This is a genomic window from Sphingomonas sp. GW821-FHT09E03 (genome assembly GCF_059416225.1).
This window is the reverse complement of record NZ_JBWKOS010000017.1, coordinates 1-22032: the sequence shown is the minus strand read 5'-3', so window position 1 is coordinate 22032 and position 22032 is coordinate 1. Positions and strand designations below refer to the sequence as shown.

The 22032-nt window shown below is 61.2% G+C and carries 26 protein-coding genes and 1 pseudogene; 15 read left to right on the top strand and 12 right to left on the bottom strand.

Features of this window, described 5'->3' with window-relative positions:
• Positions 1-417 precede the first annotated feature (417 nt).
• The gene (locus AC07M8_RS18935; RefSeq protein WP_495175780.1) at positions 418-771 is read left to right on the top strand and encodes a hypothetical protein; all 354 of its coding nucleotides are present in this window, start codon (positions 418-420) and stop codon (positions 769-771) included.
• 1075 nt (positions 772-1846) lie between these two features.
• Here the strand turns inward: AC07M8_RS18935 and AC07M8_RS18930 are convergent.
• Positions 1847-2281: a pyridoxamine 5'-phosphate oxidase family protein gene (locus AC07M8_RS18930; protein WP_495175779.1), complete on the bottom strand. Its 435-nt coding sequence runs from the start codon at positions 2279-2281 to the stop codon at positions 1847-1849.
• A gap of 173 nt (positions 2282-2454) precedes the next feature.
• Between AC07M8_RS18930 and AC07M8_RS18925 the strand changes: the two genes are divergently transcribed.
• Both AC07M8_RS18925 and AC07M8_RS18920 read left to right on the top strand, forming a co-directional pair.
• Positions 2455-2943, top strand: a complete 489-nt coding sequence (locus AC07M8_RS18925) for a DUF892 family protein (protein ID WP_495175778.1) — start codon at positions 2455-2457, stop codon at positions 2941-2943.
• Between the two features lie 101 nt (positions 2944-3044).
• The gene (locus AC07M8_RS18920; RefSeq protein WP_495175777.1) at positions 3045-3608 is read left to right on the top strand and encodes a TetR/AcrR family transcriptional regulator; all 564 of its coding nucleotides are present in this window, start codon (positions 3045-3047) and stop codon (positions 3606-3608) included.
• Positions 3609-3614: 6 nt separating this feature from the next.
• Here AC07M8_RS18920 and AC07M8_RS18915 read toward each other — a convergent pair whose 3' ends face one another.
• Entirely contained in the window at positions 3615-3944 is a 330-nt protein-coding gene (locus AC07M8_RS18915) for an SMR family transporter (RefSeq protein WP_495175776.1), read from the bottom strand.
• Between the two features lie 51 nt (positions 3945-3995).
• A complete protein-coding gene (locus AC07M8_RS18910; RefSeq protein ID WP_495175775.1) occupies positions 3996-4676 on the bottom strand; it encodes a pentapeptide repeat-containing protein in 681 nt (226 codons plus the stop codon).
• Between the two features lie 463 nt (positions 4677-5139).
• On the opposite strand from AC07M8_RS18910, the gene AC07M8_RS18905 reads away from it, so the two are divergent.
• On the top strand, positions 5140-5358 hold the full coding sequence (locus tag AC07M8_RS18905) for a hypothetical protein (RefSeq protein ID WP_495175774.1): 219 nt from the start codon (positions 5140-5142) through the stop codon (positions 5356-5358).
• A 31-nt stretch (positions 5359-5389) separates the two neighbouring features.
• On the opposite strand, the gene AC07M8_RS18900 is transcribed toward AC07M8_RS18905, so the two are convergent.
• Positions 5390-6070 (bottom strand): nitroreductase, encoded by a 681-nt coding sequence (locus tag AC07M8_RS18900; RefSeq protein ID WP_495175773.1) that lies wholly within the window; start codon positions 6068-6070, stop codon positions 5390-5392.
• 102 nt (positions 6071-6172) lie between these two features.
• Between AC07M8_RS18900 and AC07M8_RS18895 the strand changes: the two genes are divergently transcribed.
• The 5 genes and pseudogenes from AC07M8_RS18895 (at position 6173) to AC07M8_RS18875 (ending at position 11173) form a co-directional block, all read left to right on the top strand.
• Positions 6173-6625, top strand: coding sequence for a MarR family winged helix-turn-helix transcriptional regulator (locus tag AC07M8_RS18895; protein WP_495175772.1), 453 nt, complete (start codon positions 6173-6175; stop codon positions 6623-6625).
• Positions 6626-6659: 34 nt separating this feature from the next.
• Positions 6660-7403, top strand: coding sequence for an NADPH-dependent F420 reductase (locus AC07M8_RS18890; RefSeq protein WP_495175771.1), 744 nt, complete (start codon positions 6660-6662; stop codon positions 7401-7403).
• A gap of 40 nt (positions 7404-7443) precedes the next feature.
• Positions 7444-7625: pseudogene (locus AC07M8_RS18885) on the top strand (integrase core domain-containing protein); the annotation flags it as partial.
• A 235-nt stretch (positions 7626-7860) separates the two neighbouring features.
• A complete protein-coding gene (locus tag AC07M8_RS18880; protein ID WP_495175770.1) occupies positions 7861-9954 on the top strand; it encodes a TonB-dependent receptor family protein in 2094 nt (697 codons plus the stop codon).
• On the top strand, positions 9893-11173 hold the full coding sequence (locus AC07M8_RS18875; RefSeq protein WP_495175769.1) for a PepSY-associated TM helix domain-containing protein: 1281 nt from the start codon (positions 9893-9895) through the stop codon (positions 11171-11173). Before AC07M8_RS18880 ends, AC07M8_RS18875 begins: the two co-directional genes overlap by 62 nt.
• Positions 11174-11626: 453 nt before the next feature.
• On the opposite strand, the gene AC07M8_RS18870 is transcribed toward AC07M8_RS18875, so the two are convergent.
• The gene (locus AC07M8_RS18870) at positions 11627-12238 is read right to left on the bottom strand and encodes an NIPSNAP family protein (protein ID WP_495175768.1); all 612 of its coding nucleotides are present in this window, start codon (positions 12236-12238) and stop codon (positions 11627-11629) included.
• 169 nt (positions 12239-12407) lie between these two features.
• On the opposite strand from AC07M8_RS18870, the gene AC07M8_RS18865 reads away from it, so the two are divergent.
• Positions 12408-13283 (top strand): LysR family transcriptional regulator, encoded by an 876-nt coding sequence (locus tag AC07M8_RS18865; RefSeq protein WP_495175767.1) that lies wholly within the window; start codon positions 12408-12410, stop codon positions 13281-13283.
• Positions 13284-13323: 40 nt separating this feature from the next.
• On the opposite strand, the gene AC07M8_RS18860 is transcribed toward AC07M8_RS18865, so the two are convergent.
• Entirely contained in the window at positions 13324-14412 is a 1089-nt protein-coding gene (locus AC07M8_RS18860; protein WP_495175766.1) for an FAD-dependent oxidoreductase, read from the bottom strand.
• A 20-nt stretch (positions 14413-14432) separates the two neighbouring features.
• Here AC07M8_RS18860 and AC07M8_RS18855 point away from each other — a divergent pair, with 20 nt between their 5' ends.
• Both AC07M8_RS18855 and AC07M8_RS18850 read left to right on the top strand, forming a co-directional pair.
• Positions 14433-14624 (top strand): hypothetical protein, encoded by a 192-nt coding sequence (locus AC07M8_RS18855; protein WP_495175765.1) that lies wholly within the window; start codon positions 14433-14435, stop codon positions 14622-14624.
• Positions 14625-14660: 36 nt separating this feature from the next.
• Complete coding sequence (locus AC07M8_RS18850) at positions 14661-15332, top strand: TetR/AcrR family transcriptional regulator (RefSeq protein ID WP_495175764.1); 672 nt, start codon at positions 14661-14663, stop codon at positions 15330-15332.
• A gap of 110 nt (positions 15333-15442) precedes the next feature.
• On the opposite strand, the gene AC07M8_RS18845 is transcribed toward AC07M8_RS18850, so the two are convergent.
• The 3 genes from AC07M8_RS18845 to AC07M8_RS18835 all read right to left on the bottom strand — a co-directional run bounded on the left by AC07M8_RS18845 (position 15443) and on the right by AC07M8_RS18835 (position 16702).
• On the bottom strand, positions 15443-15580 hold the full coding sequence (locus AC07M8_RS18845) for a hypothetical protein (RefSeq protein WP_495175763.1): 138 nt from the start codon (positions 15578-15580) through the stop codon (positions 15443-15445).
• Between the two features lie 249 nt (positions 15581-15829).
• Positions 15830-16267, bottom strand: a complete 438-nt coding sequence (locus AC07M8_RS18840; RefSeq protein WP_495175762.1) for an NAD-dependent epimerase/dehydratase family protein — start codon at positions 16265-16267, stop codon at positions 15830-15832.
• Between the two features lie 27 nt (positions 16268-16294).
• Positions 16295-16702, bottom strand: a complete 408-nt coding sequence (locus AC07M8_RS18835) for a nuclear transport factor 2 family protein (RefSeq protein WP_495175761.1) — start codon at positions 16700-16702, stop codon at positions 16295-16297.
• Between the two features lie 26 nt (positions 16703-16728).
• On the opposite strand from AC07M8_RS18835, the gene AC07M8_RS18830 reads away from it, so the two are divergent.
• Complete coding sequence (locus tag AC07M8_RS18830) at positions 16729-17349, top strand: TetR/AcrR family transcriptional regulator (protein ID WP_495175760.1); 621 nt, start codon at positions 16729-16731, stop codon at positions 17347-17349.
• A gap of 142 nt (positions 17350-17491) precedes the next feature.
• On the opposite strand, the gene AC07M8_RS18825 is transcribed toward AC07M8_RS18830, so the two are convergent.
• Positions 17492-18040, bottom strand: a complete 549-nt coding sequence (locus AC07M8_RS18825) for a VOC family protein (RefSeq protein WP_495175759.1) — start codon at positions 18038-18040, stop codon at positions 17492-17494.
• Positions 18041-18259: 219 nt separating this feature from the next.
• Here AC07M8_RS18825 and AC07M8_RS18820 point away from each other — a divergent pair, with 219 nt between their 5' ends.
• A complete protein-coding gene (locus AC07M8_RS18820; RefSeq protein ID WP_495175758.1) occupies positions 18260-19882 on the top strand; it encodes a DUF6438 domain-containing protein in 1623 nt (540 codons plus the stop codon).
• Between the two features lie 124 nt (positions 19883-20006).
• Here AC07M8_RS18820 and AC07M8_RS18815 read toward each other — a convergent pair whose 3' ends face one another.
• Entirely contained in the window at positions 20007-20402 is a 396-nt protein-coding gene (locus tag AC07M8_RS18815) for a lysozyme inhibitor LprI family protein (protein ID WP_495175757.1), read from the bottom strand.
• Positions 20402-20998, bottom strand: a complete 597-nt coding sequence (locus AC07M8_RS18810; RefSeq protein WP_495175756.1) for a hypothetical protein — start codon at positions 20996-20998, stop codon at positions 20402-20404. The genes AC07M8_RS18815 and AC07M8_RS18810 overlap by 1 nt, the downstream gene beginning before the upstream one ends.
• 325 nt (positions 20999-21323) lie before the next feature.
• Between AC07M8_RS18810 and AC07M8_RS18805 the strand changes: the two genes are divergently transcribed.
• Positions 21324-21959 (top strand): hypothetical protein, encoded by a 636-nt coding sequence (locus AC07M8_RS18805; protein WP_495175755.1) that lies wholly within the window; start codon positions 21324-21326, stop codon positions 21957-21959.
• Positions 21960-22032 lie beyond the last annotated feature (73 nt).

Below are 22032 nucleotides of genomic sequence, written 5' to 3'. Positions count from 1 at the left end.
AGCTCTTGCTGAGCTAACCGGCTTGGACAGCGCCAATGCGACATGCATCTATAATGGTGTCGCTATCGAGATCGCAGCGAGCCGTCCAAGTCATACGAGCAGTCCGTCTCGCGTGATCTTCGCCATCTTCAACAAGTCGATAACGGGGATACGGAGGCTATCAGCCCACTGAGGGTAATCGGCTCGTCGGCAAACCACCGGACTTCGACATCCGCGTCTGAAAAGCGGCCAAGTTGAAAGCGTCCGGGCTGGAACCTTCGCGATTGGCAAAGCGGGTCACCAGAGCGGACGGACGGCAGTCGCCCAATTTTGGCCAATCCGCCTATGACTCAGCCACCCTGACAGCGGACGCTCGCCAGTGGATTAGCCCGGACTTGGTCCGTTGCTTTTTGATGTTTTGCGTCCCATCCCTTCGAGATGCTGCATCTCGGCTTCACAAATAACATCGACTTTTTAAGTTGGATCGTCGTCCTTGCACTAGGCTCCAAGACTCTGGCGACCCTGATCGTTCTGCTTGTAAACAAAGAGGCTCGCGATCAGCCCGGTTGGGGATCAATCCTGTGGTGGGTCACAAAGGTGACGCCAATCATCGCAGTGCCCTGCGTACTTTGGATCGCAATCCTTGAGAATGACAGGAGTCTGGTTCAGCTATTCCTTGGCGTGGGATTGTTCGTCATCATCGCGGTGCCGCTCGCAATTCGAAAGCGCCAGCGGCGCATCGCCGACCGTCTGCTAAACCGCCCAAACTTCCGAAACCTGCCGGTCACTTAACCACCAGATTGCGACATTCGCGGGCCAAAAAGCGGCCCCCGGAAGCAGCCTGGCTGAAAGCGCCCAAATTGCGCCGAAAGATCCAGGTTGCCATTTTCCCTAAAGCGGTCATTCTGCGCAGCGTGAAATACTAACAACGCCTGACGTGGGAGACGTTTATGCGGTTCTTGTTTGGCCTTGCGCTCGCGTGTTCGGCAATCCTCGCTCCGCCAGTGGTCGCAGAGAACCACATTGAAACGTCGTGGGGTAAGGCTGGTGTGCCTTTGGACCGATATGCCCAAGACGCGGCTGAGTGCACCGAAACCTCACGCTACGTGATGGCCTACATTAAGCCGGAGACACTCCGTGAGCTTGATACACTAAGCTCTGCGCAGTTGCTCGATACAGTCATTCAGATTGGGTCAAGCGCCCCAATGAATGTCGTACAAGCTATAACTAAACTCAGATCAGCGGACGACATTGCGCGGAGAAGCAACACCTTTGGAGCAAAATACGTTGCCATGGTCTCCCTTGACGTTCGGGATCAACTCCAAGCCGTAATAGACCGGTGTCTCATCGAGCGGGGGTACGTCCAAATCCACCTCACGGATGACCAGGCAAACGCACTTCGCCGGATTAAACGGCATAGCCTCGAGCGAGTGGCTTATCTACATTCAATCGATTCAGACCCGGCGATCATCACTCGGCAGCGAGTGGATACGGGTAACCAGTAACTTGGCGGAGTAAGCACAAGGGCATTGGCCTGCGCACACGCTTCGAACGGCAGCTATGCGGGATCTTCTCCCGATAGCTGCCGTTCCGCATTCCACCAGGTCGCGACGTTCGCGATCGGCAAAGCGAGTCCTCGAAGCGGACGGACGGCAGTCGCCCAAGACCTGACGACGCGGAGGAGCGCGACGCAACGCCCGCGTCGCCGCGCCCCCGCAGCAGCGCAAAGGCATAGCGGCGAAGCGCAGGATATGCCGCTTAATACCTTCAAAGCGCCTCATGCGACGATTTTAGGAAGGGTCGGCAGCTCATGCCAATCGTGACTGCCACTCGTTTCCCGTTCTTCGATCATACCCTTGGCGGTATGTCAGACGCGGACCTCGCCTTCGTCTTCGCCGTCCCAGTAATGGATGCGCAAGGCGTGCACCCTGAGCAGCGCGATGCCCGGCGTGTCCGTGCCTTGAGGAAACCAGCGCTCGAGATCCTTGGTCCAGTGCCGCTCGAACTCGGCCTTGTCGCGGATGATCTGGGTCTGACCCTGCACCGACACGAAGATCCCAGGTTTGCCGAGCAGGCTCTTCTGCCCACTGAAGCCGAGCTCGACCTTGGGATCGGCGGTTATGTCACGGACGGTGCGGGTATCTTCGTAGGTGAAGAACCAAGAATCGCCGTCATACTCGACGTCGCCGTTGTTGCTCATCGGCCGCGAGGCGATGAGGCCGCCCTCGGTCTTGGTAGACAGCATGGTGAAGTCGATGTCCTTCATCTTCTCCGCCAAATCCTTGATCGTCATCTCACCCATCAGGCTCTCCTTTACGAAACGCGTCGGCGCGCTCGGAACCGAACATCGGCGTACGCTTTTATGACAACGGGCATCGGACGGAAACGATCCGGTCTCCCACAGACGATCCTCATTAATAGGTACGGATGCACCAGCGCCTGAGGGCGGGTGCGCCATGCCCACGGGAGTTGGAAATGGCAGACGCATTGAAGCAATGGTACGTGCAGGGCCTTCAGGCGCTGACCTCGGCAAACGAGATCGGCAAGAAGGGCGCAGAGGAAGGCTCTTACGAGTCTAAGAACGACGAGGTCGCCACCCTGGCCAAGAGCAGCGCCGAGATGCAGGCCCGGCATGCCCAGACGATCGCCAAGTTGTTGAAGGATGCCGGCGCCGAGCCTGCGGGACGGGACAATCCGGCAATGAAGGGTATCTACCAGGCCATCAACGAGATGATCGATGGCGCCGACGAACAGGTGAAGGACGCCGCGGCGCTCGCCGGCGCGCAGCTCGCCTTCCATTATTACATTGCCGCCTACGGCTCGCTCGCCGCTGACGCCAAGCATGTCGGGAACGACGATGCGGCTGCGCAGATCAGCCAAATCGGCGACGAGGTCGCAGCGCAGGACAAGAAATACACTGACTGCGCGGAGAACCTCGCCAACGAGCAGGCGGCTGACGCCTGATCGACCGCCCGGCGATGACCGCGTCATCGCCGGGCTTCTTATCGACAGCCGCCGACAGCGGCTGATAAGGCTGCCCCGATCGTGGACGGTGAAGGGTGGGAATGCGCAAGGACGCCGAGCAGAACCGAGAAAAGCTGCTTGCCGCCGCCCGCACCGCGATGTGCGAACACGGCGGTGACGTGCCCTTCGAGGCGATCGCGGAACAAGCCGGCGTCACGCGTGGCACGATCTACCGCAATTTTCCTGACAGGCATTCGCTGTATGAGACGGTGCTCGAACATGAGCTCGAGATCATGGCGGCCGAGATCGAGGCCTTGCCCGCTGACGACCTTTTGGGCTTCCTGCGTCGCATGACCGAGATGATGATGGTCTACGACAAGTTCCTCGGGTTGCTGCCCGAGCTACCCGACTATCAGCCCGATGGCGTCAGCGAAGCCAAGATCATCGCCGCCATCCGCGATCCCCTCGCGCGTGCGCAGGCGGAGGGCGCCTTGCGGGCCGACCTGACGGGACCGGACATCCTGTTGGCGTCCCGCATGCTGGCCGCGCACTGGCGGCTGGATGCCAAGCCCGATCGCCGTACCGCGCTAGACGATCGCTTGATGCTGTTCATGAGCGGATTAAGAGGTGGCGATCCGATGGGCGGTCAACCCGCTGAAGATTGATCGCCGTCAGTGCCCTCGGGCGCGCGAGAACAGGTTGATGACAAGCACGCCCGCAACGATCAGAGTCATGCCAAGAATGGCCGGGGCATCCAACTTCTGACCCTGGAACAGCCAGGCAATGCCTGCGATGAGCACGACCCCCACGCCGGCCCAGATAGCATAGGCTATACCTGTCGGCATCGTTCGCAGCGTCAGCGAGAGGAAGTAGAAGGTGACGCAGTAGCCAAGGACGGTGGCTACGGACGATAGTGGCTTGGTGAAGCCATTCGAAAGCTTCATCGATGATGTAGCCAATACCTCGGATATTATGGCGATTGCCAGATACAGGTATCCCATGCGAACTTACCAAGCCTTTTCGAGATGTGGACCCGCGACCTGCGTTTGCACCTAGCGTACGTTTAGTCCCAATTCGCCGAGAAGCTGTCCGGCCTGCTCTCGCGATATCGTAGCACCGCGGAACAGTCCGGCATCGACGAGGCGCAGTCCGCCCAGATCGGCGCCGCGCAGGTCGGCGCCTTCGAAGCGTGATCCGGTCATCAGCGCGTCCCGCAGGCTGCACTCCTCGAAGATCGCCGCGCGAAAGTCGCATTTGCGAACGTCGGCCTGCCCAAGATCGAGCTTGAGGAGCGTCTGCTTGCGAAACGAGGTGCCGGACAGTTTGGCGTTGATCAGAAGTGTTTCTTCGAACCGGACGTCCATCGTCCTGGCGTCGGACAGGTCCGCTCCGGTGAGCTTGCACCGTTCGAACCTTGCCGACGTGAGTGTGGAGCGGCGCAGCGATGCGTTGTTGAAGTCGCTGGCGACGAACATCGCCTCGTTCAGATTCGTCCCGCCGAAATTCGCCATCGCGCCCCGGCACGATCGCCACGTCGTATTCTCCAACGACGCGCCGGAAAGATCGGCATGGCGCAGATTGCAACGCTCGAACATCCAACCGGCAAGCTGGAGACCCGACAGGTCGACGTTCTCCAGATCGCAGTCGATCAGATGGCCAGGCATCGAAACCTTGCTCATCGCCTCGACCTCGAGCCTGGTGAGAACACGATTGCCGGACGTCGAGCCGTTCATCGTTGTCGTCGTGTCCTGAGTTATCATCGGTTTTGGTCAAAGCCTGTGTCGACCGGGTGTTTCCGGCAACCGTCGGCATCCGCTTATAGAGCACTGCTGTAACCGTACAACGATGTTCGCTTTTGTCTGAGTCGCGTCTATAGCCAGTGACGTCGGCCATGCCTGAATGGTCGCGCTAATCTCCTCTGCCAGCACTACCGTGACCGGTGCCGGTTCCTGAAGGTCAAGCGCGAATGCAGAGGATCGACGGCATAGCCAAGGTGACGGGGGCGGTGCGCTACGCCGGCGACCTCCGGCATGTCACTGCGATCGATGTCGCCGTTCCAATCACCGCGGCCCCGGGGGCGATGCAGGGTGCTATCGATGATACATCGCGATACCCGTCGCGGCCGACAGCGAACGTGATCGCGCCGTTACGCTGGCGCTGGTCGAGGACAGCGGACTCGACGCGGTCGACGCCAGTATGATCGCGGATTCGTGGCGGCAACAGCCGGGTGCGCCATCCTATTGCACCGATCTTACCGTCGCCGAGCTTCCGGCCTCGCTAGCCGTGGCGGACCGGGCGAGGCTGCCGGCGCGGCGGGATCTCGCTGTCGCTGCCATAGCCGAGCGGGTCAGCGACGGCACGACCAACCCGGACCGGGACTACGCGGTCCGGTTGAACTGCGCCCTGTACATGTGAATGCGTCCACGCCGGTGCGGGCACGCTGATCTCAGCCGTGGAAGGTGACGCTGTCCTCGATCGGCGCCTTGTCGATGCGGTAGCTGTTCGCGGCAGAGTGCGGATCGGGATAGCCGAACGAGATGCCGAACAGCAGCTTGTGCGACGGATCGATTCCCAGCTCTTCGCGGATCGTGTCGGCATAGAAGCCGATCATGGTCTGCGGGATGCCGCCGAGCCCGTGCGCGGTGAGCGACAGCAGAAAGTTCTGGCCATACATGCCGAGGTCGCCGGCGACGCGCACCTCGTTGCCGCCGACGGGCGGCATGAACAGCAGCGCGACGTGGGGCGCGTTGAAGAACTTGAGGTTCAGCTGCGATGCCGTGTGGCGCTCGTCGAAGTCATCGCGGGCGACGCCGATCGCCTCGTAATAGGCCTTGCCTTGGGCCGCGGTGCGCTCGCGATAGATTTCGCAGAAATTGGCGGTGGCGAAAGGAAAGTCCGGGGTCGCGTGGCCGGCATCGTCGGCGGCGAGGATGGCCTCGCTGAGCGCATCGCGCTTGGCGCCTGAGACGATGTGGGTCACCCAGGGCTGAGCGTTGCAGTTCGACGGGGCATGCTGTGCGTCGACCAGCACGTCGCGGATCAGCGCGTCCGGCACCGGGGTGGACAGGAAGGCGCGCACCGAGTGGCGCGCCCGGACGACGTCATGGAACAGTTTCGCTTCGGCCACCTGGATTCTCCGCTTCGGGGCGCCCGGGGCTCGCCGGACTTGTATCATGGGGATTAATAATATACCTAGTGCGCTATATATAGCCGCACAAGAGAGTGAGCCGTGACAAGGGACGATCAATCGTGCGAGCGCGAGGTGGGCAAGCAGCTCTCCTTCGCGCTGTACGGCGCCGCCAACCGCATGGCGCGGATGCACAAGCCGTTCCTGGAGCCGCTGGGGCTGACCTTCCCGCAGTATCTGGTGATGCTGGAGCTGTTCGGCGGGACGCCGCGCTCGGTCGGCGAGCTCGGCGCGAAGCTCGGCATGGATACGGGCACGATCACGCCACTGCTCAAGCGGCTGGCGCTTTCGGGCATGGTCACGCGGCAGCGAGATACGCAGGACGAGCGCCGCGTGCTGATCGATCTGACGCCCGCCGGAGAGGCCCTGCGCCAGGAGGTGTGGAGCATCTCCGGCAAGATCCAGTCGGCGTGCCGGATCACCGACGACGGGCTCGCCGAGCTCCGCGACACGCTCGATGCGTGCGCTCGTCCGCCGGGCGATCCGGCGGCCTGACCCCTGTTCCACGATGCAAGAGAAGGATGGTGTAATGAAAATCGGAATATTGGGTGTGGGCTTCATCGGCGAGACGCTGGTTCGCAAGCTGAGCGCGGCCGGGCATGAGGTGCGGGTCGCGAACTCGCGCGGGCCGGAGACGATCCGGGAACTCGCCGAGGAGACCGGTGCCAAGGCGGTGACGACGGCGGAGGCGTTGCAGGATGTCGATGCGATCATCCTGTCGATCCCGCTCAACAAGATGCCGCCGCTCAAGGCGCTGCTCGCCGACGTTCCCGCCGATGCGGCGGTGATCGACACCTCCAACTATTACCCGCTCCGCGATGGGCACATCGCCGCGATCGACGAGGGTCAGGTCGAAAGCCTGTGGGTGGCCGAGCAGATCGGCCGCCCGGTGACCAAGGCCTGGAACGCGGTGCTGGCCGGAACCCTGCGCAAGAACGGCAAGGCCAAGGGCGCAGCGGGACGCACCGCCATTCCCGTCGCCGGCAGTGATGCCAAGGCGAAGCAGATCGCCATGGAACTGGTCGAGGCGACCGGGTTCGACGCGGTCGATGCGGGCAGCATCGAGGAATCCTGGCGCATCCAGACCGGCAATCCGGGCTATTGCACCGAACTGACGGTCGAGCAGCTCGAGCATGCCCTGACGCTTGCCGACCGGGAGATAGCACCCAAGCGCCGTGATGCGGGCATGCAGGTGATCCTCACCTTCGGCCAGAAATACGACAACGACGATCTGCTGAGGCTCAACCGCGCCGTCACGCGTTATCCCAAGTAAATGTCTGCAAGCGACCGGGTGGATCGGCCTGTGCGGCGCCGCGTTCAATGGCTGGGTGCGGGCCAAATGCCTCAACGCATACTGGTTCTTGAGCTTGGACGACGCACGGGTAAATGTGAGGCGTGGCGGCACGATTACAACGAGCACCGTCCGCACAGTTCCCTCAGCAACCAGACCCCGATGGAGCGCGCTTTTTCGTCAGGGCAGGCATGCCTGCCCTGACGAAAAGAAAGTCGGTTTTCTCATAAAGACCGGACCAGAGAAGGGGTGAGGCTCAGACGACAACGCGCTAACTAACAGCCCGGACCACCCGGTGGGGGCCGCTCAAGCTGGCAAGCCACCTGGACATTCACAGCTATAGACGCCGGATGGAATAACCTACTTGATACCGGTTCGATTGTGGCTAATGCGATGCAGTATCATAAGGGCATACGGCCCTGTTATTCACAGGATAATCATGCGTCGATTTGCCTTGGCCTCCGCTGCCCTCGTCGCGTCTGTTGCAACCGGTTCCGCCGCCAATGCCCAGACTGCGGAGGATGCCGAGGCCGCGGACATCGTCGTCAGCGCCAGCCCACTCGCCACCGTTGCAACCAGCCGTCGTTTTCCAGGCGGCGCTGGCAGCGCCAGTCGGGAGCAGATCGAATCGTCCGGCGCGGTCAACATCACCGAAGCATTGCGCCTTATCCCCGGTGTGCAGACGCCGCCCCCAAATGGGACAGGCAGCGGCGATTTCTCGCAGAATATTGGTATCCGCGGGCTTGGCTCGCGTCTGGGCAGCTATGCCACCGTCCTGCTGGATGGCGTTCCCCTGTCCAATGCGCCCTATGGCCAACCTGAATTGTCGCTAGCGCCAGTTTCCCTGGGCATGTTGGAGCAGATCGACGTTATCAAAAGCGGCGGCTCGGTGCGCTATGGCCCGCAGAGCGTCGGCGGCATCGTCAATTACGTCACCTGGGCGATCCCTGAGGATGTCGGCGGATATGCGCGTGCGCGCGTGAACATCGGCGCGGCTGGCGCGGCAAACAATTTCACCTCCGGTCAATTCGACTTTGGCGTGGGCGGTACGATGCCCGGCGGCGAGATCGGCCTCGCGCTGCTTTATTCGGGCAACCACGGCCCGTCGTTTCGCCAGAACACGCAGCAGGACATCGACGATGTCATGCTGAAATATCACGTCCAGCTTGGCAGCGATGCGTATCTCGAGGGGCGCCTCCACCGGTTCAAAGCAGACGCAGACCTGCCTGGGCCACTGGACCAGGCCGCCTATGATCAGGATCCGTTCCAGGCCACCAACCGCAACCAGTATTTTACGGCCGAGAGGAACGAGGCGACGGCCCGTTTCGTCAAGGAGTTCGGTGGCGATACGCTGTTCGAGGTGCAGGGCTATTATCTGGACAGCGATCGCACCTTCGCCCTGTCCAATACCAGCCGCGATACCACCGCAACCCGGCTCGACCTTCTGCCGCGTTCGTACAAGACCTCGGGCGTCGAACCGCGCCTGAGCTCGCGCTTCAACGTGCTGGGCACAAAGCAGGAATTTTCGATCGGCTATCGCTACACGAACGAGAAAGCCGAGGAAGCGCGCGATCGCATCAGCTTCCGGGCTGGGGCTGCGCCAGCCACCGGCACATCGGTGCGCAATCGCGATTCAACCGGCTTTACCGACGCGCACGCGATCTACATCGACGATCGCATGACCTTAGGCGATCTGAGCATCACGCCGGGGCTGCGGTATGAGAACGTGCGCATCCGACGGCGCAACAATATCGGTGCCGGTTTCGACGCGGAGCAGCATTATACCGCTTGGCTGCCGTCGGTTCGGGTCGGCTATCAGGCATCGTCGGCGATTTTCCTCTACGGATCGGCGGGGCGTTCCTTCGGCTCGGTCGGTTTCCTCCAGCTCCCGCTGAGCGCGAGCGATCAGCAACTCGATCCCGAGCTTGCCAACACCTATGAGGTTGGCGCGCGCTATACGGGCAGCGGAATCACTGCCGGAGTCGGCATCTATCGCATCGATTTCACCAACCAGATCGAATATGACGCGCGCACCACGACCTATCTCAACGTCGGCGCGACCCGGCATGACGGCGTGGAAGCCAGCCTCCGCTATGATCTCGGCGCGACCGGGGCTGCGGTGCACGGCCTCTCGCTGTTCGCCACTTATGCCTATACGGACGCGAAGATCCGCGAAGGCGAGTTCGCCGGACATCATCTGCGTCTCTATTCGCCGCATACGGCGACCTATGGCATCGACCTGGATCGTGGCGGCTGGTCCGCCTCGCTGTTCGGTTACACCCAGTCGCGGCAGTTCGCGGACGAGGCGAATACAGTGACACCCACCGCGGACGGAAAGTTCGGACGCATCCCGGCCTGGACCGTGCTCAACGGACGGATAGGGCATGAAATCGTCGCCGGGACGCGATTGAGCGCGGGCGTCCAGAACATGTTCGACAAGCGCTATTTCACGCGCGCCAGTCTCGAGGACAATGGCGGCTTGTATGTCGGCGCATCGCGCACCGTCTATGCCGAGATGCGTGCCGCCTTCTGATTCCGATCGGACCCGGCAACAGATCGTCAGCGTCGTGACGCCCGCCTCTCCGATCCGCCCGGCCATTCCGGCTGCTGCGCCACGTCCCAAGCGGGTCCGGCGACTGGTTAGCCAGATGCATCGTTATGCCGGCCTCACTTTCGGGCTTGTCCTTGCTCTCATGGGCCTGACCGGGGCCACGATGGCGTTTGAGGATGAGATCATGCGCGCGATGAGCGGCGGGATCGTGACGGTGCAGCCGCGCAGCGTTGCGCCGCTTTCGCCCGACGCGCTGATCGCTCGTTTCGACCGCCAGATGCCCGGCGCGCGCGTGTCGGCGGTGGCGCTGTGGAGCGAACCCGGCGCATCGCCACAGGTCAGCTATCGAACGGCGGGCAGCGGCAAGGAAGCGCACCAATATCTCGATCCGTACAGCGGCAGCCTCCTCGGCACCGCGCGCGGCCAAGCCTTTTTCGAAGGGGTGCGCATCCTGCACCGCTGGCTGCTGCTGCCCGGCAACGGCGACGGTGCCGGCCGCCAGATCACGGGCATTGCAGCGCTCTGCCTCATCTTTTTCGCGCTTTCCGGCATGTATCTGCGATGGCCGAAGCGGGTGTGTGACTGGCGTGTGTGGCTGAAGCCAAACCTGCGTCTCAAGCGGCGCGGACTCTACTGGTCGCTGCACACCATTGTCGGCACCTGGGTATTTCTCGTCTATCTGGTGATTGCGGGGACCGGGCTCACCTGGTCCTATCCCTGGTATCGCGCCGGCTTCGAACGCGTCCTGGTCGGCCGCGCCATTCAGCGGAGCCCTGCTCCCACGCCGCCCGCAGTGCCTGTCGTTTCCGCGCCACGCACCAGGCTGGATCCGGCATGGGCGCAAGTCCGCGCTCGATCGCCCGCCATGGCCAGGCTGTTGCTGCCGGACACTCCGGGCGTACCGATCCGCATCGTATATCTTGAAAAGGACGCCTCGCATGAGCGCGCCTTCGACGAGCTCAAGATAGACCCCCGGACCGGCACCGTCGTCGAGGAGGTCAGCTTCGCCGAGAAACCTCTGGGCGAACGGATCGTACGGGCGCGTCTGGCAGTGCATCGCGGCAGCTTCTTCGGCCTACCCGGCGCGATCCTGTTCATGCTGTGTGCGGCAGCAATGCCGTTGTTCGTGATTACCGGATATCTGCTGTACTTCGACCGGCGACGTAGCCGTCGAAAAAAATCGCCGACGCACGAATCCTAGAAAGCGGCTCGTCGGTCATCCGTTTTCTGACCAGACAAAAACCAGTGCCGTTCCGTCGATTGGTCCCGTCCTTGTTTCGACTTGAGAGATGAGCCTTTCTAGATTCCCTGCTGCCATTTGCCGACACCTCCGTACAAAGCGGCCATCGTGACTAAAGATTTTACCATTCATTTGCTGTGCGTCGTACCAAGTCCCAGAAGCGGCATCTGCCGGCGTCGCCTTGAGGTGTTGCATGTGGGCGGTGCGCTAGGGCGATGCGGAATGTGGCCGTTCAGAGCGGCTCTCTCGAAGGGCAGAAATGTCGCACTTCTTCTCATTCCGCGGACGCTCATCGAGGCGCCGGACGGACATGAACGAATGTCTGAAGATGGGAAGCACATAACGACTACTGAATGTCGTCTTGTGGGTCTCGCGGGACGGGGACGGTCGGCTGCCGCCGCAGGCGCCTGGGTTTCATCTGATCGGTAAGCCCAGCTCCGACCTGGCGATGGTCGAAGTGGCGTAGGCGATGCGTTCCGGACCGCCTTTGGGTGGCCACAGCCCGGCGGCGTAATGCTCGCTCCGGAGCATGTCGCGCTGCGCCACGCTGTCGAAGCCCCAGATGTGGGTGATGCGCGGCTCCCCGTCGAGCGCGTACATGTTGATCACCAGATGGTCGGTGTACGCCCGCGCCGGCTGGATCGCACCACGCCATCCCGCCATCGTGCCCGGCAGGCCGCCGGGCTTCTGGTAATAGGTCCGGAACTCGAACGTGCCGCCATAGTCGCGCGCCGCCACGGGCGGCAGGAACGGAAACGGTGCGAAGCTCTCCATCCGGATCGGCGTGTCGCCGCTGGCACTGCCGAACGGGTCCGCGCTCATCAGCGCCCTCTCGCGCTCGCTTGCCAGATCGCCATCGGAATCGAATTCGCGTAGCATGATGAGCTGTCCGATCGTCCCGATATCCGAGCGCCAGATGCCGAGCAGCCGGCCCGCGACCGCATCGGCGATCCAGGCACGGGCACGCTCGGACGCATCGGGCATGCCCAGCGGCGAGCAGGACAGCGTCGTCAGTTCGTAGCGCATGGCGGTGATCTCCCGGTGGTTGGGCAAACCAGATGTCCGCGTTCAGGCAAACGATGCATCTTCCGGCTCAAGTCGCCCCTATGTGGCGTTCCAACCTAAAGATGATAAGTCGCCTCCTGGTTGGACTACTAACAAGCGATGGTGGGCAATGCCGGATCGGCTCGACAGCATGCGCGTGTTCGTGGACGTGTCGGAGCGGAAATCCTTCTCCGCCGTGGCGGCGGAGCGCGGGATTTCTCCTCAGATGGTAGCAAAGCATATCGAGGCGCTGGAGGCGCGGCTCGGCATCCGCCTGCTTCATCGCACAACACGGCGGCAGTCACTGACCGAGCAGGGTCGGCTCTTCCGCGACCGTTGCAAGGCGATCCTGGCCGACATCGACGATGCGGAAGCGCAGGCATCCGAGGCGCATGCGACATTGCGCGGGCTGCTGCGGATCAACGCGCCCGTCATGTACGGTGCCTATGCGCTGGTCCCGGTGGTCACCGCCTTCATGCGCCGCCACCCGGAGATACGGTGCGATCTGGCCTTGTCCGATGGCTTCGTCGATCCGATCGAGGACGGCTATGACGCGGTCTTCCGCATCGGGCCGGTCGACGAGCATAGCGCGCTCACCGCATTTCCATTGAGGCCGTACCGCCTCATCGCCTGTGCGTCGCCAGCCTATATCGCCATGCACGGGGTGCCGGAGACACCGAAGGATCTTACCGGACACGAATGCCTTGGCTTCGACTACCGGAACGTCAGCCAGCGCGGCGAATGGCATTTCGCGAAGGGCGGCCAGATCGTGCAGGTGCCGATCGACAGCCGGCTTTCGGTCAGCGACTGGAAGGCGATGCATCGCGCCGCGTTGGACGGATTCGGCATCGCGCTTGCGCTGGAGGTGGCGGTCAGCGACGATCTGGAAGCCGGCCGCCTGGTGCGGCTGCTCCCGGAGTACGACGCCGCAACCCGGCCGATGCACATTCTGTGTGCACGCGACCCACGCAGATCGGCCAGGGCGCAGGCCTTCCTCGATTGGGCGAAGGCGGCGCTTGGCGACTGATGGGCAGCCGCGTCCGGTCAGCAGTCGTTCCCTCGGTCAGCTAACCTATGCGATCGAACGAACACCGAAGTCCGGACTTGAGCAAATTGGGGCTAAAAAGCGGAAGATGAATGGACGGCGAGTTTGGGAAGACTGCCCGAAGGCCGCGAACGGTCGCCGTAATCTCAAGCGCTCGCTTCCGGCTGGCTAAACATTGCGAGCAACTTATGGGCCGGATCGTCGCCCCGAAGGATTTTGTAGAACTCGGCCCCCTCGTTGGCCGATGACATGCTGCGAGCGAACATCGCTTGTTCATATGCCGAGAGGCAATTTCGAAATCATCGGGGTGCGCGGCCAAGGCCGTCCCGAGCGCGGCACCGTCGTACATGGCCAGGTTGGCGCCCTCACCGTTCGGCGCCGTTACGTGCGCGGCGTCGCCGAGCAGGGTCACGCCCGGTACCCGCTTCCACCGGTGATCCACTGGCAGGGCATGGAAGGGGCGCAGGATAGGAGCGATGTCGCTGGCCGTAATCAGCGCGACAAGCTCAGGGGCCCATCCTTCGAATTCCTTCGCGATCTGCGCAATCGACGCGGCGGTATCGGTGAAATCGATGGCGGCGAACCAGTCCCGTGGCTTGGCGAGCATCACATACGCGTGGAGCGTATCGCCGCGCTCGCGATGCGCCATGATCGCTTTACCCGTCGCGGGTGCGGCCATCGCGCCGCCGCCGACCGTTTCGGCACTCGCGGGATGGCGGGTGTCTGCTTCGAACAGATAGGTTTCGACCGCCGCCATGCCGGTATATTCGGGGACGGCAGAAGACAGTAGCGGGCGCACTCGGGACCAGGCGCCGTCCGCGCCGACCAGCAACTGCGTCTCGACGCTCGCACCGTCGGCGAAGGTCACTGCGTGTCGCCCCTCGCTAACCGCCCGGACGCTGCTGACCCTGCAGCCCCATTGCACGGCACCGAACGGAAGCGAGTCCAGCAGCATCTGCCGCAACTCGCCGCGCTGCACTTCCGGGCGTCCTGCGGTGCCGTCATCGGCTTTATCAAACAGGATAGTGCCTTCCCGGTCAAAGATCCGGAAGGCCTGACGCCCTTCAAGGATTAGGCTTCGGAATACCTCTGTAAGGCCGGCCGTTTCCAACGCCGGCTGCCGGTATCGTCATGAATATCGAGCATGCCGCCCTGACCACGCGCGTTAGGCCCGGCGTCCGCCTCGTAGATCGTGGCGAAGATGCCATGAAGATGAAGAACGCGCGCGAGAACGAGGCCGCCGAGGCCAGCGCCGATGATCGTGATTGGGGGTGTCATGAAGACCTTTCGAAAATTGCGTGGAACGATGTTCCATATAAATGAATTGGATCGGCGTTCCAGTGATGTCAAGGCGCTTCGATGACGATCAAATCTCAGCGCAGTGAGCGCCGTTCGGATGCTCTCACCAAGGAACGGATCGTCGAAGCCGCGATTGCGATCCTCGACACCGAGGGCGAGCGCGCGCTGACGTTCCGCGTTCTCGCGGCACGTCTGGCGACGGGGAGCGGGGCGCTGTATTGGCATGTTGCCGACAAGCAGGAACTGCTCGCTGCCGCCGTCGACCACATCATCGGGCAGGCGATGCTCAAGTTCGATGACGCCGCAGAGCCGGAAACGGCAATTCGTGCAATGGCGGTCGCGGTGTTCGACGCGTTCGACGCGCATTCATGGGTCGGCGCCCAACTCTCGCTCGATCCGGGGCGGACCGCGATTCTGCGGTTCTTTGAGGGGATCGGCGGCCGGCTGCTAACGCTTGGTGTACCGGAAACCGCGCGTTTCGATGCGTGGTCCGCCCTTGTGAACTATATTCTTGGCGTGGCAGGACAGAATGCCGCGAACGCGCGCAATCGGGACGCCGAATCCGATCGCACATCGCTCCTAACAGCCGCAGCCGCACGCTGGGCGCAGCTCGATCCGTCAGCCTATCCCTTCCTGCGCGAGGTAGCGGTTCAGTTGCCCGGGCATGACGACCGCGAACAATTTCTCGCGAGCCTCGACCTCATCCTCGCCGGTATCCGCACGGTTCGATAGGCGGGCGTTGGTAGCGGTCGATCTGCCTGAAGGGTCCAGGCCATTAGCCTGAGTAATTTTACCATCGGCACCGCACGATGACCGTTTTGGCATCTCCTTCGCGCTAAGGGCTAACCTGCCTCGCCCAGATCGAGGTCGTCGACGAACGCGTCGATAAACCGAACCGGACTATCCGCTGCCACATAATCCTCTACCGATGCCGGCAGCAGCAGCGCCTGGTCGCGCGCATGACCCTCGATGTACGCCATGTCCGCAAGCTACACCGACCCGGCGCGACGTGGAATCAGGAACGCCGTTTTCGGACGATCTGCATCCAATCGGGAAAGGTTAGACCTGCCGCTGACCGTCCGTTTCTGAGCGGCGAATTGCAGGTGTGAAACGCAGTGATTCTCATTGAAGATGCGCCGTCTCCGGCGTTGCTTCGATGCGAGTCCGGTGTTCCGTGCCCCACTCGCACAGCGGTAGCAGAGCCTCGATGAGTGTCACGCCAAATACCGTCATCGTATAGCAGCCGTCGCTTCCGACACACGCAGGGTCGGCCCGGAATCAGGGCGCCTGACATCGTCTTCGGTCGCCGCTCGCCCCGGGGCGAGCGAGGTGAGACCTGCGGTGACGATCAGGGGGCGATCCGAACCCACGAAAACTTCGCCGATCACTTCGAGCGCCAGTCGTTCCGACGCGCTACTCTGCGCGATCTTCGTGAAATCGCTGTTGTTGAAGGCGGTATGGATGACCCCATCCGCCATCGCCGCACCGGACCGGATGCTCGCGAGATCCTCCAGAGATCCGCGATGGACACATGCTCCCGCCGCAGCCAATGCAGTTGCGGATGCGTCGGAGCGGGCAAGGCCCAGGACATCATGACCCGCCGCGATCAGATCCTCGACAATGGCGGCTCCGATAAAGCCCGTGGCGCCGGTCACGAATGCGCGCATAACGTCCTCCGCAAAGCAGAATTGGTATCAGTTGGCGACCGATGCCCGGGACGCTGACGGCAGCACATGCATGTAATCGCGAATGTGCGTCACCAGCCCCTCCTTTCGTGTGATGAACCCCACATAGGCCAGTGTCCTCGGCAGATTGTCAGGAAGAGTCCTGTGGTGGCCGATCGCCTCGATGATGAGTTCCTCGCCTGCCTCGCGCTGACGAACGTCCGTGAGTGACCCGAACCGCATGCGCTCCGGCAACCGGCTCATATAGGCTTCTATCTGCCCTCGCCCACGAAGGCTCTGAACCGAACCGGCCGCAGCAAAGGGAAACTCATGAGCGGCATCGGCGGCATAGATCGACATCCAGCCGGCGATGTCTCCTTCCGCCAGTGCCGTGATGGCTCGATCGAGCCAGTCCGGAAGAGAGGATTTGATCGTCACGAGATACTCCGATAGATTTTCGGACCATGGTATCGAAATCCTCTAACATATCGGACCGCGAGTCCGGAAGCCTCAAAGTTCGCCGTGGCCGGCCACCCGTCGCGAGAGCAGGAATATTGGCCGCATCGGAGCGGCTTTTCGCGTCTACCGACGCGCCGGGCAGGGTCACCATGGAGGCCGTTGCGTTTGCGGCAGGTATCGGCAAGGGAACGCTGTTCCGCGCGTTCTCCAGCCGCGAAGGCTTGCTGGACGCACTATGGCAGGGGAAACTTTCGGCACTGCGCGCGGCTATCGAAACAGACGAGCCACCGCTCGGTTGGGCGGCGCCCTCGCGCGATCGGTTATTCGCGCTGCTCGACGCTCTGCTGACGTTCAAGCTGGAAAATCGGCATCTCATCCGCGCACGCGAGGCTTCGGCGAACCTGCTGACGTCCGACCATTACAGATGGGCTCATGGGCTTCTGGAAACTCTGGTAGCGGAAGCGGCGACCGGCGCGATGGGGAAACACGCCAGCTATGCGGCCCATATATTGCTGGCCGGGATGAATATGGATCTTATCGAAAGCCTTCTCGTATCAGGTCGGTCCGCGGATGAAATCAGGCGCGCGCAGACTGCACATATACGGATCATGATCGAGACGGTCTGAAGGAATCCACAAGTCTTTGGCGACCATCGGCGCTGCGGGGCTCCGCTCGTTGTGACCGCTCTCGGCTGAAGCAGCCGTTTGGGCGGCTCGATTGGAGGGTCTCTTGCCCCACCTTTCGCCAATCGGGAAGCGTTTGGCTACTCTACCCGTCCGGCAGAAGGGTGTCGTCCGCAGGATTGGGATGATCGTGCTCGACATATTCGACGAGGCTCCGATCCGGATGCCGCACCAGCATGTTGCGCCCGCTTGGCACCTGTTGGATGGCGCGGACGATGGTGGCGCCGATCGTCGGCAGATAGTCGGCATAGGCAGTCAGGTCGCTCACCAGGAACGTTATGGCAGTGTCACGGAACGGGTCGAGCGAGTCCCGGCTTCCCCCGATCAAAAGCACTTGGCCAACTTGGGCGATCCGTAAGCTCTTTTCCGGATAGTCGAAGCGCAGCCGTACCGATTGACGGAACAGCGTCTCGTACATGACGATGGCTGCATCGAGCTCGTCGATTGCGAGAAGCTGGCGTGTCAACACTTCACGAATGTGCATCTGGTCCTGCTTTTTCTGGGTCTGCCTGTGCTGATAGTGCAGTAGTGCAACTTCCCAAAACTCGATCGCAATTGGGACGGCTTCGGCTGTCCCGCCCGCCGTTCCTTTTAAGGAACGGCAGCAACGCCGCGCAGCGTCGGCTATCGCCATCCGTCTTCCCGAAAGCAGCCGGTCTGCTCTCCACAAGGTCGCGACAGTCGTGGGCCGAAAAGCGGCCCTCCAAAGCGGCCTAGCTGAAAGCACCCATAGTACGCCATTCCAAGCGGTACCGGCTAACCTGGAAGCTGCCGCTAGGCATATAGCGCTTGCGGGTTACGTTACCATGCAGATCGCCGCAGCATCTACGCCGTTAAATCGGTCAAGGCGTATATGCATATGATTAAGGCCTTGGGTATCTGCATCGCCCCTTTCTTGATCTTTTCTCATGCTTGGGCCGACTTACCGGCCATCTCGAAGTCCCCAGTGTTTGGCGTCGCCAACCTTCAATCCCAGCTTGTGAAGGGATCGACACAGGTTGCGTCAAACCGGGCGGACGGGTTCATGATGATGCAGCTCAGGGTGACCATCGATGCTGCTGGACAGGTTCTTGATGCCGAGCCTTACGGCGAGAGCGTTGGGAGAATGGATCCAGCGGCGGCCGTGTCCGCGGCCCGCTCTTGGCTATTCCGACCGCAGACGTTCCAGGGGCATGCTGTAGTCGCCAGCGGCCTCATACAGGTGATATTTAGGCCCAATGAGGACCCACGACCGCCGCGCAGCAGGTTGCCGAAGCAAGCGGCTAATTTTCAGATCGAGTTGGCGCGGAGCGCATGCTTTGGGTCCTGCCCAGTATATCACGTGACAATCCGGGCTAATGGTTCGGTCCTGTTTACCTCAGACCAAAACAAGGGGCCCAACTCGATGGGCGCAGGTCTACTGCTCCCAGGGACACACGAGGCAGGCGTGGATCGTAAGACGGTGGCCCGCCTGTTTGCGATGTTTCAAGCTGCTCGGTTCTTCGGCCTTAAATCAAGCTACCGTGCCTTGATGACGGATAATCCAACTCAAACACTGACGATGCGAATGGGCTCGGCAAGCAAGGTTGTAGAAGACTATGCCGGCGAATACGTGGGCATGCCGAAGACCATAAAGGATCTGGAAAATGCAGTAGATGCTGCAGCGGATACGGCGCGCTGGGTCACCGGTGATGCTCGGACCGTTCCGTACCTTGTCTCCAAGCGGTTTGATTTTCGATCGCGAGAAGCGGCGGACCTTGCTCTCACTGCCCTGCGGAACAGCCGCTACATCGATCATTCGAGTCATGCTTCCCGCCTTGTGCTGGAGCTGATAGACCGAGGCCTGCCCCTTGACATGGAAATGTCAGCTGACGAGTCATTTCTGACCGGGCATACTCAATCGCATGCAGGCCTATTAGGTACAAAGCTTGCCTACGAAGCCGCACTTAACGGCCGCGACGACCTCTTCGCGCGTCTTGACCAGCTTGGTTACACTAAACGGATGGACCGCGCGGACGTTGCGACAGCTTTCGCATTAGGTTCAGGCTGCAGTCCGCTGATCGCCACGGCTCTCGTGAGGGCTGGCGCCGATCCCGCTACTAATGCGCGCGGAACGGCGATCTCTGCTATACACGCGAGCTATAATGTTTGCGGCGGGGCGGATGATAATCGGCTTATTGCCATGACTCGCACACTAATCAAGCTAGGTGTGCCTATAGATGGGCGTGACACATCAGGATATACAGCCTTAATGTTTGCCAACTCGCCTGGCTACGCTCAGCTTTTGATAGAGCATGGCGCAGATCTTAACGCGCGAGCTGCGGACGGGCTAACGCCTCTCCTGACCACGTCAGATGATCGTGTCGCCTTGCTCCTACTACAAGCGCGTGCCGATCCGAAGGCAAGCAGAAACGGGTACACAGTCCGATCTCACGCATTTCAAAGCAATATGCCGCAAACCGTGGCCTGGTTAAACGCCCATTCGATCGCTGACTAGCTGGCAATGCTGGCTACGACATCGCTTCATGGCGCCCATTCCAACGGGTAAAAACAACCCACGAGTTTCTAACGTTCGCGATAGGCAAAGTGGAGCCCCAAAGCGGCCGGTCGGTTGTCGCCCATCAGCCGCCGTCAAGTGGCTGTGGCAGCAGCGGCGGTGTGCTATCGGCAAAGGTAAGCCAGTTGCGCCAGATGGTCATGGTTCGAGCGTTAGTGACCCTCATCTGACAGCTGAGCGCCATGGCGCCGCGGATCGTCCCTTCCTTCCACGCGTCCCAGACTGCATTGCACTCAGCATCACGATAAGCGACCCAAGCTCGTTCGGACGCACGTAGCTGGGTGATCGCCACAGTTTGCTGATCCTTCGCCAGCCGCGCCATAGCGGCGGTATAGTAGCGGTTCAGTTCCGCATCGGCACGGGCTAGATCAGCGGCAAGGCACCGCTCGACGCCTGGAGTGGTCGTGCCTCCGCACGGATCAGCAACGGCAATCAGCAGCAGGGCAATGATGTTAGTCATTATAATGCTTTCTTCAATCGCCGCTTGACGGCATTGCCTGTTTGAAAGGCTTGATTGGAGTTGATGCCGCATGTCGAGGTGAAGCGGCAACGGTCGCGTTCCACCAGATCGCGACTTTCGTGGGCCGAAGAGCGGATCCCGAAACCTGCAAGGCTAAGAGCGCCCATTTCTCGCCATTCCCGGCCACCATCACGCTTCCCAATTGCAGACGATCGTTCAGCAAGGAAGCATGGTACGGTCAAGATCAGTTCTGCCATGCTCAACCAGCTACCGCTTTCCGGGATCGAAGCGGTCGCCTTATCGGCACACCTTCTGACGACCGCCCAGTCCTCAGACTTTCGTTGCTGCCAGCATTCAATGAAGATCCGGTGCGATCGTTCTTTGAGCTGGCCATTGTAGGCGGCTGCTGTTCGCGTATGGTGAACAAGGCGGGTCGGAGAGCTCGCCATTAGGAGAGTGCCAATGTCTCCCCGGCTAAAATTAACCGTCGCCGCAATTTTATTCATCGGCGCGTCAGTAGCAGTCAGCAACGCGCATTCCTCTCGATCGCTGACCATCGGCAGAGAGCATACGCTCACCCTGAGCGGTTCTTCCATCCGGCTTAGGCACTTTGCTGCCTCCCAGGCGGGCAAGTACCCTTCACTAGACTGGAACGCTACAACAGCTGTGGGAGCGGAGTCGGTGACGATCAATCTGCCCGACGACATCAAGCAGGCCGAGCTTCTTCGTATTACAGACGATGCCATTCGGCAGAGGCTAAGCTACTCTCTCCATCAATCGACCCGCACGTTAACCTACACCCAGTCATAAACGGTCAAATGCAGCCCCATACGCAGCTTGTACTTTCCGTGGAAAGCGGTCGCGTTCGCTTAATTACCTAGGACAACTACGCTGCTCAAATTTTGAATCGGAGTTGATGGGATGAATGCTGTTGCCAGCGTCCTGCTGCTTGCCGGAGCCACCGCCCCGACGATCAACCATCAGCCGGAGGATTGGCGGTTTCAAGGCCGCGTCAGCGTCGCGGAACGCCTCAAACAACGTGCTGATCGTTGTGGGATGCGAAGTGCCAGACTTGAAGTAGTACGCGGCGCTCCGTCTTTCCACGATCCAGAAGAAGCCGGAGCAGAATTGACTATTACAGCGGCCGAAATGACCAACGCGGCCAAGGCGTGCATCGCTCCTGCACTCGCGCCGCAACCTCAGACTGCTCACTACAACGCAATAATGTCTGCCGACGCAGCAATATTGATTGCGAAACTAAAAAACGCACAGACAAGGATTAAAGCGGGCGAGAACTTAACGTTCGAGCTTGTTTCCGGAGCGCCCGCCTTCTATCCGGCGACCGAGGTTGCTCCACGACGCTCTTTCCTCGCTATGGATTTTGGTAGGCCATATGCCGTGGAGCAATTACCATCAACGGGGCTCTGGCAGCATTATGAACTTACCTACTTTCCGCCAGGACCGGATACTTTGATGTGGAAAGTCAATGTTACGACGGGGCAGCTTGCCGAGCTTGTTCGTGTCGAAATGGTCTACAAGGCCCCGCCACCGTTCTAGGGTCAGGACTCGTTGATCACAGCCAGAAGATGACGGTGGCAGCGAGGGTGACGGCAGCGAAGAAGGCCGTTGG